Annotated in this window: 10 protein-coding genes; 4 read left to right on the forward strand and 6 right to left on the reverse strand. The window is 65.5% G+C overall.

Annotated features, from left to right (window positions below):
* Window position 1: 1 nt before the first annotated feature.
* Genes ACTJKL_RS15580 through ACTJKL_RS15590 form a run of 3 tightly spaced genes read left to right on the forward strand, consistent with a single transcriptional unit; the run spans window position 2 to window position 4,239 of the window.
* Complete coding sequence (locus tag ACTJKL_RS15580) at window positions 2-1,423, forward strand: FAD-binding oxidoreductase (RefSeq protein ID WP_440853241.1); 1,422 nt, start codon at window positions 2-4, stop codon at window positions 1,421-1,423.
* Between the two features lie 34 nt (window positions 1,424-1,457).
* Window positions 1,458-2,990 (forward strand): L-piperidine-6-carboxylate dehydrogenase, encoded by a 1,533-nt coding sequence (gene amaB, locus ACTJKL_RS15585; RefSeq protein WP_440853242.1) that lies wholly within the window; start codon window positions 1,458-1,460, stop codon window positions 2,988-2,990.
* Window positions 2,991-3,006: 16 nt separating this feature from the next.
* Window positions 3,007-4,239 carry a pyridoxal phosphate-dependent aminotransferase gene (locus ACTJKL_RS15590; protein WP_440853243.1) on the forward strand — a complete coding sequence of 411 codons (1,233 nt, stop codon included), beginning with the start codon at window positions 3,007-3,009 and terminating at the stop codon, window positions 4,237-4,239.
* Window positions 4,240-4,314: 75 nt separating this feature from the next.
* On the opposite strand, the gene relB is transcribed toward ACTJKL_RS15590, so the two are convergent.
* A complete protein-coding gene (relB, locus tag ACTJKL_RS15595; RefSeq protein ID WP_018098737.1) occupies window positions 4,315-4,863 on the reverse strand; it encodes a type II toxin-antitoxin system RelB family anti-toxin in 549 nt (182 codons plus the stop codon).
* A 145-nt stretch (window positions 4,864-5,008) separates the two neighbouring features.
* Here relB and aptA point away from each other — a divergent pair, with 145 nt between their 5' ends.
* Window positions 5,009-6,346, forward strand: coding sequence for an omega-aminotransferase AptA (aptA, locus tag ACTJKL_RS15600; protein WP_440853244.1), 1,338 nt, complete (start codon window positions 5,009-5,011; stop codon window positions 6,344-6,346).
* 75 nt (window positions 6,347-6,421) lie between these two features.
* Here the strand turns inward: aptA and ACTJKL_RS15605 are convergent, their stop codons facing one another.
* From ACTJKL_RS15605 to ACTJKL_RS15625, 5 genes are all read right to left on the reverse strand, one after another.
* A complete protein-coding gene (locus ACTJKL_RS15605) occupies window positions 6,422-7,693 on the reverse strand; it encodes a glycerate kinase type-2 family protein (RefSeq protein ID WP_338283682.1) in 1,272 nt (423 codons plus the stop codon).
* Between the two features lie 106 nt (window positions 7,694-7,799).
* Window positions 7,800-9,455: a GMC family oxidoreductase gene (locus ACTJKL_RS15610; protein WP_440853245.1), complete on the reverse strand. Its 1,656-nt coding sequence runs from the start codon at window positions 9,453-9,455 to the stop codon at window positions 7,800-7,802.
* A 237-nt stretch (window positions 9,456-9,692) separates the two neighbouring features.
* A complete protein-coding gene (locus ACTJKL_RS15615; protein WP_440853246.1) occupies window positions 9,693-10,466 on the reverse strand; it encodes a 3-ketoacyl-ACP reductase in 774 nt (257 codons plus the stop codon).
* Entirely contained in the window at window positions 10,463-11,983 is a 1,521-nt protein-coding gene (locus ACTJKL_RS15620; protein ID WP_440853247.1) for a GMC oxidoreductase, read from the reverse strand. The genes ACTJKL_RS15615 and ACTJKL_RS15620 overlap by 4 nt, the downstream gene beginning before the upstream one ends.
* On the reverse strand, window positions 11,980-13,092 hold the full coding sequence (locus ACTJKL_RS15625; protein ID WP_440853248.1) for an ABC transporter ATP-binding protein: 1,113 nt from the start codon (window positions 13,090-13,092) through the stop codon (window positions 11,980-11,982). Before ACTJKL_RS15625 ends, ACTJKL_RS15620 begins: the two co-directional genes overlap by 4 nt.
* Window position 13,093: the final 1 nt, after the last annotated feature.

The raw sequence follows: 13,093 nt of genomic DNA on the forward strand, positions 1-13,093 counted from the left end.
GATGATTGACGAGCACCATATCGACGCATTGACGAAGCTCCTTGGCGACAAGGGCGTCGTCACGCGTCGGGAGGACATGGAGGCTTACGAGACCGGCGCACGCTACGACCGCGGCCGCGCGGCGGCCGTCCTGCGTCCGGCAACGACGGAAGAGGTCTCGTCCGCCGTCGGTTACTGCGTCCGCAGCGGCATCGCCCTCATCCCCCAGTCGGGCAATACGGGCCTGGTCTCCGGGTCGACGCCGGACGAGTCGGGCAGCGAGGTCGTCGTCAGCCTCGACCGGCTGACCCGCCAGTTCGCGCTCGACGTCGACAATCGCTCCGTGCGCGTCGACGCCGGCTTTCGCCTGTCCGAGCTCAACCGGCGGCTGGAGGAACACGGCCTGTTCTTCCCGATCGATCTCGGCGCCGACCCTCGGATCGGCGGCATGACCGCCACCAATACCGGCGGCTCGCGCTTCCTCAAATATGGCGACGTGCGCCGCAACATGCTGGGTCTGAAAGTGGTCCTCGCCGACGAAGCGGGCACGGTGCTCGACCTCGGCTCGGACCTGCGCAAGAACAATACCGGCATCGACTGGAAGCAGATCTTCATCGGCACCTCGGGCGCCTTCGGCATCGTCACCGAATGCGTGCTCAATCTCGAGCGCCTGCCGAAGCAGACGGCGACCGCCTTCCTGGTGCCGGCGAGCGGCGCGCATGTCCTGCCGCTCCTGAAGGCCATGGAAGAGCGGCTCGGCGCCTATCTCTCGGCCTTCGAGGGAATGTCGGGGAACGCGATCGCCGCGGCCTTCGCCCATGTGCCGGCGCTGAAGAACCCCTTCCAGGGCGGCAAGGTCCCCGACTACGTCATCCTTGCCGAAATCTCCCGCACCTCGAGCCCGCGCGAGGGCGAGCAGCCGCTCGACGCGGTTCTCGAAAGCGTGCTCGCGGAGATATGGGAGATGGAAGAGGCGCCGCTCGCCGATGCACTCGTCGGCCCGCCGCACGAGATCTGGGCGCTGCGCCATGCGCTTTCGGAGGGCGTAAAACACCTCGGCAAGCTGATCGCCTTCGATCTCTCCTTCCGCAGGGGTGACATCATGGTCTTCTGCGACCATATGAAGGCGGAAATGCCGGAAAAATTTCCGGGCGTCACGGTCTGCGATTTCGGCCATATCGGCGACGGCGGCGTTCACTTCAACCTGGTCGTCGCAAAGGATAGTCCGCTACTGAACGATGCGACCTTCGAGCAGCGTCTGCGCGATTGGGTCTTTGCAGTCGCGGTCGAGCAATATCACGGCAGCTTCAGCGCGGAACATGCGCTCGGCCGCCGTAATCAGGCTTATTACGATCTCTACACGCCGGAAAAATTGAAGAACATGGCGGCCGGCCTCACGACGCTCACCTCGCCGGGCAAGCTCGGCAGCGTGCGCTTCGGTTAGGTCATCGCGCCAGCTACAAGACGGGAGTCACCACATGAACATTGCAGCCAAGAAAATCGACGTCGCGAGCGAGGCAGCCGCGCTCCTCGAGAAAATGGGCGTCGCCAAGGACCTCTACACCGGCGGCGACATGACGTCCTTCAGCCCGGTCACCGGCGAGATGATCGCCAGTCTCAAGACCGTGTCTGCCGCTGAAGCCGCCAGGAAGATCGAGAAGGCCGACGAGGCTTTCCGCGTCTGGCGTCTCGTGCCGGCGCCGAAGCGCGGCGAGCTCGTCCGGCTTCTCGGCGAGGAACTGCGCGCCTTCAAGGCCGATCTCGGCCGCCTCGTCTCGATCGAAGCCGGCAAGATCCCGTCCGAGGGCCTCGGCGAAGTGCAGGAGATGATCGATATCTGCGATTTCGCCGTCGGCCTTTCCCGCCAGCTCTACGGCCTGACGATCGCCACCGAGCGTCCCGGTCACCGGATGATGGAAACCTGGCACCCGCTCGGTGTCGTCGGCATCATTTCCGCCTTCAACTTCCCCGTCGCGGTCTGGTCGTGGAATGCGGCGCTCGCGCTCGTCTGCGGCGACGCCGTCGTCTGGAAGCCGTCGGAAAAGACGCCGCTCACCGCGCTCGCCTGCCAGGTGATCCTGGAACGCGCCATCGCCCGTTTCGGCGACGCTCCGGAAGGCCTGTCGCAGGTCCTGATCGGCGACCGTGCAATCGGCGAGGCCCTCGTCGACCATCCGAAGGTGCCGCTGGTCTCGGCGACCGGCTCCACCCGCATGGGCCGCGAGGTCGGTCCGCGGCTTGCCAAGCGCTTCGCTCGTGCGATCCTGGAACTCGGCGGCAACAATGCGGGCATCGTCTGCCCGTCCGCCGACCTCGACATGGCGCTGCGCGCCATTGCTTTCGGGGCTATGGGCACCGCCGGCCAGCGCTGCACGACCCTGCGCCGCCTCTTCGTCCATGAAAGCGTATACGACCAGCTCGTGCCGCGCCTGAAGAAGGCCTATCAGTCGGTCTCCGTCGGCAACCCGCTGGAATCGGCCGCACTCGTCGGGCCGCTCGTCGACAAGGCGGCCTTCGACGGGATGCAGAAGGCGATCGCCGAGGCAAAGAGCCATGGCGGTGCCGTCACCGGCGGCGAGCGCGTCGAGCTCGGCCACGAGAACGGCTATTACGTCAAGCCGGCACTGGTCGAAATGCCGAAGCAGGAAGGCCCGGTTCTCGAAGAAACCTTCGCGCCGATCCTCTACGTCATGAAGTACAGCGACTTCGACGCGGTGCTCGCCGAGCACAATGCGGTTGCGGCCGGGCTTTCCTCCTCGATCTTCACCCGTGACATGCAGGAATCGGAACGTTTCCTCGCAGCCGACGGCTCGGATTGCGGCATCGCCAACGTCAACATCGGTACCTCCGGCGCCGAGATCGGCGGCGCGTTCGGCGGCGAAAAGGAGACCGGCGGCGGCCGCGAATCCGGCTCCGACGCCTGGAAGGCCTATATGCGGCGCGCCACCAACACGGTGAACTATTCGAAGGCTCTGCCGCTGGCGCAGGGCGTCTCTTTCGACATCGAATAATCGAACAGGATCGGCCATGACCATCAATGCAACGGTCAAGGAGGCGGGCTTTCAGCCCGCCTCGCGGATTTCCTCGATCGGCGTTTCGGAAATCCTGAAGATCGGCGCCCGCGCCGCCGCCATGAAGCGCGAAGGCAAGCCGGTGATCATCCTCGGCGCCGGTGAGCCGGATTTCGACACGCCGGAACACGTGAAGCAGGCCGCCTCGGATGCGATCCACCGCGGCGAAACGAAATACACCGCACTCGACGGCACGCCGGAATTGAAGAAGGCGATCCGCGAGAAATTCCAGCGCGAGAACGCGCTGGCCTACGAGCTGGACGAGATCACGGTCGCGACCGGCGCCAAGCAGATCCTCTTCAACGCCATGATGGCGTCGCTCGATGCGGGCGACGAGGTCATCATTCCGACGCCCTATTGGACCTCCTATTCGGACATTGTCCAGATCTGCGAGGGCAAGCCCGTTCTGATCGCCTGCGACGCCTCTTCCGGCTTCCGCCTGACGGCGGAGAAGCTGGAGGCGGCCATCACGCCGCGGACCCGATGGGTGCTCTTGAACTCGCCCTCCAACCCGTCGGGCGCCGCCTACAGTGCGGCCGACTACCGGCCGCTGCTCGAGGTACTTCTGAGGCACCCGCATGTCTGGCTGCTCGTCGACGACATGTATGAGCACATCGTCTATGACGATTTCCGCTTCGTCACCCCGGCGCAGCTGGAGCCGGGCCTGAAGAACCGCACGCTGACCGTAAACGGCGTTTCGAAGGCTTATGCGATGACCGGCTGGCGGATCGGCTATGCCGGTGGCCCGCGCGAGCTCATCAAGGCGATGGCCGTCGTCCAGAGCCAGGCGACCTCCTGCCCCTCTTCGATAAGCCAGGCGGCTTCGGTCGCGGCGCTGAACGGACCGCAGGACTTTCTGAAAGAACGGACAGCCAGCTTCCAGAGCCGCCGCGATCTCGTGGTCGACGGCCTGAACGCGATCGACGGCCTCGACTGCCGCGTTCCCGAGGGCGCCTTCTACACTTTCTCCGGCTGCGCCGGCGTTCTCGGCAAGGTGACGCCATCGGGCAAGAGGATCGAGACGGATACGGATTTCTGCGCCTATCTTCTGGAAGACGCCCATGTCGCCGTCGTCCCGGGCTCGGCTTTCGGCCTCTCACCCTTTTTCCGCATTTCCTATGCAACCTCGGAGGCGGAGCTGAAAGAGGCGCTCGAACGTATCGCGGCGGCCTGCGAGCGGCTTGCGTAAGCGAAGGGCGGGAGTCGCCTCAGAAGGCCCCCTCCCCAACCCCTCCCCACAGGTGGGAGGGGCGTTCTCTCCCGGTCAAAACGTCGGCGGCGTACAGGCGCTGATCACTTCGCAGGGCACCGGCCCGATACAGCGAAAGCGGTGCGGGCGCCGGCTTTCGAAATAATAGGCATCACCCGGCCCGAGGATGCGCCTCTCGTCGTCCACGGTCACTTCCAGCCGGCCTGAAAGCACGATCCCGCCTTCCTCGCCCTCATGCACCAGCGGCACCTTGCCGGTATCCGCGCCCGGCTGGTAGCACTCCTTCAGTATCTGAAGGCTGCGGCCGAAAAGGTTGTCGCCGATCTGGCGGTAGGAAATCGGTCCCTTGCCGATCTCCACCAGCTCCTCCGCCGCATAGAAAGCCCTGCGCGGCTTCTCCGGCTCGAAGGAGAAGAACTCCGCAAGGCCGATCGGAATGCCGTCGAGGATACGCTTCAACGCGCCGACCGAGGGGTTCGATGCATTCGATTCGATCAACGAGATGGTGGAGTTGGTAACCCCCGCCCGCTTGGCGAGTTCGCGCTGGGAAAGCTTGTGCCTCAGCCGAACATGCCGCAGGCGGTTGCCGATATCGACGCTCATAGCGAACCCCGGTGTTGACCTTGTTTGAAATAGCGAAATTCTAGCAAACTGACCTATGTAAATACAATGGCTTAGATGGCTCTAGAAAAGGACTTGTTCGGAAATCCAAATCATGGCGTCAATCAGCTAACGACAGGAGGATGCCATGAACGCCCACAACAAGCCCAACGCTCCGGTTCTCGACAGCTACTGGATGCCCTTCACCGCCAACCGTCAGTTCAAGGCGGCGCCCCGGCTGCTCGCCGCCGCTGAGGGCATGCACTATACCAGCGTCGACGGCCGGACGGTTCTCGACGGCACCGCCGGCCTCTGGTGCGTGAATGCCGGGCACGGCCGCCGGCAGATCGCCGCCGCGGTCGAGCGGCAGCTTTCGACCATGGACTTCGCGCCGTCCTTCCAGATGGGACATCCGATCGCCTTCGACTTCGCCGAGCGGCTGGCCGAGATCGCGCCCGGCCCGGTCGGCGCCAAGCTCGACCGGGTGTTCTTCACCGGCTCGGGCTCGGAATCCGTGGACACAGCGCTGAAGATCGCACTTGCCTATCAACGTTCGATCGGCAAAGGCACGCGCACCCGCCTCATCGGCCGCGAACGCGGTTATCACGGCGTCGGCTTCGGCGGCATCTCCGTCGGCGGCATCGTCAACAACCGCCGCGTCTTCCCGCAGCTTCCCGGGTCCGACCATCTGCGCCACACCCATGACCCGGCGAAGAACGCCTTCGTCAAAGGGCAGCCGGAGCATGGGGCCGAGCTTGCCGACGACCTCGAAAGGCTCGTGGCGCTCCACGGCGCCGAGACGATCGCCGCCTGCATCGTCGAGCCCGTCGCCGGCTCGACCGGCGTGCTGATCCCGCCGAAGGGCTATCTCGAGCGGCTGCGCGCGATCTGCGACAAGCACGGCATTCTCCTGATTTTCGACGAGGTGATCACCGGTTTCGGCCGGCTCGGTGCGGCCTTCGCGACCGACTATTTCGGCGTCACGCCGGACATCGTCACCACCGCCAAAGGGCTTACCAACGGCGCGATCCCGATGGGCGCTGTCTTTGCCAGCCGCAAGGTGCACGACGCTCTGATGCACGGCCCGGAAGGCCAGATCGAGCTCTTCCACGGCTATACCTATTCCGGCCATCCGGCCGCCTGTGCCGCCGGCATCGCCACGCTCGACATCTATCGCGACGAAGGCCTGATGACGCGCGCCGCCGAAATCGAGGGCGACTGGCACGAGGCGATGCATTCCATGAAAGGCCTGCCGCATGTCATCGACATCCGCACCATCGGCCTCATCGCCGGCATCGAGCTCCAGTCGCGCGACGGCGCGCCCGGCGCTCGCGCCTATGACGTCTTCGTCGATTGCTTCGAGCGGGGCCTGCTAATCCGCGTCACCGGCGACATCATCGCCTTTTCGCCGCCTCTGATCGCGGAGAAGCAGCATTTCGGCGAGATCGTCTCGATCCTTGCCGATGCGTTGAAGCGGGTGAAATAACGGCGCTTGAGATAGTTTAAATGCCCCCTCCCGACGCCTTGGAGGGGGCATTCTCGCACTCATCCAGGCGCCGCTTCAGCGTATCAGGATCGCCCGCAGATCATTGACATTCGTCCCCGTCGGCCCGGGTACGAAGAGGTCGCCGCTGGCCGCGAAGGCCGTCCAGGCGTCATGGCGCGCGAGGTGAGCGCGGGGATCGGCGCCTGCCGCCCGCATCCGGCCGACGCTTGCGCCGTCGGCAAAGGCGCCGGCATTGTCCTCGGATCCGTCGATGCCGTCGGTGTCGGCGGCAAGCGCATCGATACCGCCGATGCCGTCGATGTCGAGCGCGAGCGACAGGAGGAATTCGCTGTTGCGTCCGCCCTTTCCGTAACTTTCGCCGGAGATCGTCACCGTCGTCTCGCCGCCGGAAAGCAGCACGACCGGCTTCGAAAAGGGACGGTTGCGCGAGGCCACTTCCCGCGCGAGCGCCGCATGCATACGGCCGATGTCGCGCGCCTCGCCCTCGATCGCATCCGACAGGATCATCGCCTCGATGCCGCTTTCCCGCGCCCGTGCCGCCGCCGCTTCCAGCGAAACGGCCGCCGAGGCGATGACGTGCACTTCGTTGCCGCCGAAAGCAGCATCGTCGGGCCGGGGTGCCCGCGCCGCTTCGGAAGCGAGATGCGCCGTCACCCGCTCGGGCAGGGCGATAGCGTATCGCGCGACGATCTCGCGCGCTTCTTCGAGACTGGACCGGTCGGCCACCGTCGGGCCGGAGGCGACGAAGGCCGGATTGTCGCCGGGCACGTCGGAGACGACGAGGCTCACGACTCGCGCCGGGGCGGCGGCAAGTGCAAGCCGCCCGCCCTTGATCCGCGAGGCATGCTTGCGCACCACATTCATGGCGGAAATCGGCGCTCCGGAGGCAAGCAGCGCCTTGTTGACGGCGATCTCGTCCTCCAGGGTCAAGCCGCCGGGCGGGGCCGGCAAAAGAGCGGAGCCTCCGCCGGAAATGAGCGCCACCACGAGATCATCCGCCGTCAGTCCCCCGACGGTTTCGAGGAGCGCCGAGGACGCGGCAAGCCCCGCCTCGTCCGGCACCGGGTGAGCCGATTGCAGGACCCTGATCCGCTCGCATTTCTCAACGGGTCCGTGGCGGGCAACGACGGCGCCTGCAAGCGGCCCGTCCCAGAGCCGCTCGAAAGCGGCCGCCATCTGGCTCGCGGCCTTGCCGGCGCCGACCACGATCGTGCGGCCTTTCGGCCGCGCCGGAAGGTGCGCCCGAATGGCGGCTTCAGGATCGGCCGCGGCAACGGCGGCCTCGAAAAGCGATATGAGAAAAGGGCGCGGCTCTATTGACGTCATGGAATCAGACCGAAGTTTCTGGATAGGGAGGCACCTTGAACGCCGCCTTCAGCCGCCGCAACGTTTTTCGATCGGCCGTCCGAAACTGCAACGCCCGATCGCTCCTTCAGCGGACCTCCGCGCGCGCCCGGGGGCGCGCGTCGTTACGCTCGTGCTGGAACACGGCCGGGGCCAGCGGCGGCAGTCCGCGGATGATGTCGGCCCCCTTCTCGCCCATCATGATCGTCGGGCCGTTGGTGTTGCAGGACGGGACCCGCGGCATCACCGAGCTGTCGCAGACGCGCAGCCCCTCGATCCCGCGAACCCTGAGCTCCAGGTCGACCACCGCCGCCGCGTCGGTCCCCATCCTGCAGGTGCCGACCGGGTGGTGGTCGGTCTTGGCGTTGGCGCAGCCATAGTCGAAGAGCTGCTCCTCGGTGCACACGTCCTTGCCCGGCAAACGTTCGTCGAGGACGAAGGGCTTCAGCGCAGGCTGCTGCATGATTTCCCGCGCGATCTTCAAACCTTCGAGCGACATCTGCCGATCGTGCGGATCCTCCCAGTAGTTCGGATCGATCAGGGGCGCCGCCGTCGGGTCGGCCGAGGAGAGCCGGACGGTGCCGCGCGAGCGCGGGTGCAGATAGGCGGAATTGAGTGTGACCCCGGCATTCTTGAGCCGCGCGACGCCGGCCTCGATGCCCGAACCGAGGCCGAGATGGAACTGGATGTCCGGCGAGCGGGCATTCGGATCGGCATACCAGAAGCCGCCGGTCTCGAAGAGAGACGAGGCAACCGGGCCGGAGCGGAAGAGCACATATTGCAGCCCGGCCCAGAGCGTGCGGTGCAGCCTGGCGACGCCGTCGTAAGTGTGATCGCCGGTGCATTCGGAGATGACGAAGAGATCCAGATGATCCTGGAGATTGCCGCCCACACCGGCGAGATCGTGCCTGACCTCGACGCCGACGGAACGAAGGTGATCGGCCGGGCCGATACCGGACTGCAACAGAAGCTTCGGCGAGCCGATCGCACCCGACGAGACCAGCACCTCGCGATCGGCGCGGATGATCTCGACGCCCCTCTTCGTCGCGACTTCCACCCCGACGGCGCGCCTGCCCTCGAGCACGATGCGCGCGACGCGGGCACCGGTGCGCACCGTCAGATTCGGGCGATCCCTGATCGGCGAGAGATAGGCGAGCGAGGCGGAGGACCGGCGGCGGTTGCGCTGCGTCAGCTGATAGAAGCCGACGCCCGCCTGCTGTTTGCCATTGAAGTCGTGGTTGTAGGGAATGCCGAGTTCCTGCCCGGCGCGGATATAGGCGTCGCAGATCGGCAGCGCCGAAACCGGCATGGAAACGCCGAGCGGGCCACCATAGGAATGATAGTCGTCGGCGAAGCGCTGATTGTCTTCGGCGCGCTTGAAATAGGGAAGCACGCTGCGATAGTCCCAGCCGGCGCAGCCCTCCTCACTCGCCCAGAGGTCGTAATCGGCCGCATTGCCGCGGGTATAGAGCTGCGCATTGATGGAAGAACCGCCGCCGATCACCTTGGCCTGGGTATAGCGCAGCACCCTGCCCTTCATGTGCTTCTGCGGCACCGTGTGCCAGCCCCAACTGGCGACCCCCTTCGTCATCTTGGCGAAGCCGGCCGGCATGTGGAACAGCGGATTCCAGTCGCCGCCGCCGGCTTCGAGCAGCAGCACCCTGACGTCCGGATCCTCGCTCAGACGATTGGCAAGCACGCAGCCGGCCGGACCGGCCCCGGTGATGATGTAGTCGTAGGTCATTCACATGTCCTCAATGTCACGCGCTTCGGGCGCGGTATCAGCTGTCTCGCAATGCCCCTCATCCGCCTGCCGGCACCTTCTCCCCGCAGGCGGGGAGAAGGGACTCGCGGTGGCCGCATTCGCAACCATGACCACGGGCGTTTCGGTGGGCACGTCCCCTCTCCTCGCGCGCGGGGAGCGGGTTAGGGTGAGGGGCAAATCTCGACGACCGGGTGACGGGAAACGCCCGCACACAATTCACAACCGCCCGATCGACAATCCCCCATCCGCCTGGATCACCGAGCCCGTGGCGAAACCGAACTGCCCACCGGCAAGCCCGGCGACGATATTGCCGATATCCTCGGGTTCGCCCCAGCGCCGCATCGGCACCAGGCCACTCGCGATCAACCCGTCATATTTGCCGGAAACCGCAGCCGTCATGTCCGAGCGGATGATGCCGGGACGGACTTCGAAGACCGCGATGCCGGTCTCTGCGAGCCTCAGCGCCAGGCCCTGGCTGAAGGCCGCAAGGCCTGCCTTGCTCATGCAATAGTCGAGCCGCTCGGGCGACGTCATCGCCGCCGAGACCGAGGTGATGTTGATGATTGAGCGCCGCGCCTGAATCTCGCTCGCGAGCATCGCCTTCAGCACGGCCTGCGTGAAAAACACCGTGCCGCGCAGATTGACGCCGACGATCGTGTCGAAATTCTCCGGCTTCAGATCGAGAAAATCGCCACGCACGATGGAGGCGATGCCGGCATTGTTGACAAGGCAGTCGATCCGGCCAAATTCCGCGACGGCCGCGTCGACGGTCGTCTGATGGCTCGCAAGGTCGGCCAGATCGGCGCGCAGGAAGATCACCCGGGCGCCGAGCCCGTTGAGTTCGGCGATTACGGGAGCGACACCCTCCGCATCGCCAATGCCGGTGATGGCGATGTCGAAGCCGCTCGCCGCGAGTGCCCGGGCGATCCCTAGCCCGATGCCGCGGCGGCCGCCGGTGACGATCGCGACGGGGCGTGCCATATCGGTCATGACCGCAGATCCTGTTTTACGATATGATCGGCGACACGCAGCGCCTGGGCGGCGACGGTCAGCGCCGGATTGACGGCGGCGGAGGTCGGCAGGAAGCCGGCATCGACGACGAAGAGATTCGGATGATCGAAGGCGCGGCAATAGACGTCGAGCGGCGCCTGGCCGGGATCATTGCCGATCCGGACCGTGCCGCACTGATGCGAAGGCGTCCGCTTGTCGAAGGCCCGCGCGAGCACGACCGGGAAGCCGGCTTTCTTCAGCACCGCCTTCAGCTTGGCGACGAGATCGAGATGGGCCTGCCAATTGGTGCGCACCCATTTCAGCACGACGCGCTCGCCGTCGACCGTGACGCGGCTCTCCGGTGACGGCAGGTCCTCGCTCATGGCATAGAAGTCGATGCCGCGGGCGGACATCCGGTTCAGCAGCCATTCCGGCATGGCCGGCATGTTCGCCTTCAGGATCGCGCCGGAGATGCGGCCGAGAAGCTGGATATTGCCGAGCGGCGGCCCGCCCGCACCGTCGGAGAGATAGAAGTCGTTGAGACCGAAGGTCTTCTGATAGACCGAATCGTTGCGGTACCAGGGGCTGAGCGCGATGACGGCGCTCGAATTATGGTTCATGAAATTGCGGCCGACCTGATCGGACCGGTTGGCAAGTCCGGTCGGGTTGCTGTCGTCGGCAGAGCGCAGGAGCAGTACGGCCGACTGCACCGCGCCGGCACTGAGAATGACGAGCTTCGGCGAAAGACGGTGCTCCGCCCCGTCCTTGGCGTAGAGCACGGTTCCGATCGCCTTTCCGTCCGGCCCGGTTGCGAGCCGCGTCACCCGCGAGCCGGTCTGCAGCCGCACGTTCGGGAATTTCAGCGCCGCCGCCAGCGCCGCCGTTTCGGCATCCATCTTGCCGTCGGATGAGTTCGGATGCGCGTCCCACGGCGTCTTGCCCTTGGCGAGCCAGCGCTCGATATCGACGCCCAGCGGCAGCGAATAGGGATGGAGGCCGATCTCGGCCAGGCGCTCACGGACCATGGCGATCGCAGGCTCGTCCGGCACCGGGCCATGGGGATAGCCGCTCGAATGAGCGGGTTCCGTCGGGTCCTCGCCCAAACTGCCTCGCACTTGGTAAAGCTGCTCTGCCTTGGAATACCACGGCTCGAGCTCCTCATAGGAAAACGGCCAGGCGGGCGAGACGCCGTCCCGGTGCTGCATTTCCTCGAAATCCTCGCGGCGGTAGCGGGTCAGCACCGCGCCGTAGAATTTCGAATTGCCGCCGACATTGTAGTAGTTGCCGGGATTGAAGCCGGGGCCGCCCGCCTCGTACCAGGTCTCCTTCGGGCGGAAATGGCCGCGCTGGAAGATCGCCCGCTGGTCGCGATTGACCGGCAGATCCTCGATATGTGAGCCCGCTTCGAGGATCAGGATCTCGGCGCCCGAGGCGGCAAGGCCCGCAGCGACGGTTGCGCCGCCGACCCCAGATCCGATGATGACGATATCCGGCTGGCTCTCCATCGTCTTCCTCATGCAATCCGCTTTTCGCTTTGCGGGTCGAAGAAGACGGCCTTGTCGAGATTGAAGGCCAGCCGTGACGTCTGTCCGGGCGCAATGCGCGCATCGGCCCTGAGCCTTGCGACGATTTCCTTGCCGCCGAGCCTCGTGACGGCGAAGGTATCGGAGCCGGCCGGCTCGACCACCTCGATCAGGCATTCGCCTTCGGCGACGAATTGCGCATTGCGATCCGCCCCGTCCGGGTCGGTGAGCGCTTCCGGACGGATGCCGAAGACCACCTCCCTGCCGGCATAGGCGGAGAGCGCGCCGTTATGCGGCACGGCTAGTCTCAGGGGTTCGGCATTCGGCCGCGCCAGCGTCACCGAGACTTGAGAGCCTGCGGTTTCTATCTGCGCTTTGAGCAGGTTCATCGCAGGCGATCCCATGAAATCGGCGACGAACATATTGGCGGGGTTGTTGTAGATCTCCGCCGGCGTTCCGAATTGCTGCAGGACGCCGTCCTTCAGGACGGCGATCTTGGTCGCGAGCGTCATCGCCTCGATCTGGTCGTGCGTCACATAGACGATGGTCGTCTTCATGCGGTGATGCAGCCGCTTGATCTCGGTGCGCATGTCGACGCGCAGCTTCGCGTCGAGGTTCGAGAGCGGCTCGTCGAAGAGGAAGACCTGGGGATTGCGCACCAGCGCCCGGCCCATGGCGACGCGCTGGCGCTGGCCGCCGGAAAGCTGGCTCGGCTTGCGGTCGAGTAGATGGCCGATCTGCAGCATGTCGGCCACCTGCTTGATCGCCTTCTCGCGTTCCTCCTTCGGCACGCCGCGGATCTCCATGCCGAAAGCGATGTTCCCGGCCACCGTCATGTTCGGATAGAGCGCATAGGACTGGAATACCATGGCGATGTCGCGCTTCGACGGGTGCAGCCCCGAAACCGAGCGGCCGTTGATGGCGATGTCGCCCGAGGTGATCGGCTCCAGGCCGGCGATCGTGTTCAGAAGCGTCGACTTGCCGCAACCGGAGGGGCCCACGAGCACGAGGAAGCCGCCTTCTGAGATCTCCAGGTTGATGTCCTTCAAGATCTCGAGAGCGCCGTAGGATTTGCGCAGATTGGTGATCTTCAGAAACGACATG

The sequence above is a fragment of the Sinorhizobium sp. 22678 genome (assembly GCF_052044265.1).
Taxonomy (GTDB): Bacteria; Pseudomonadota; Alphaproteobacteria; order Rhizobiales; family Rhizobiaceae; genus Sinorhizobium; species Sinorhizobium meliloti_A.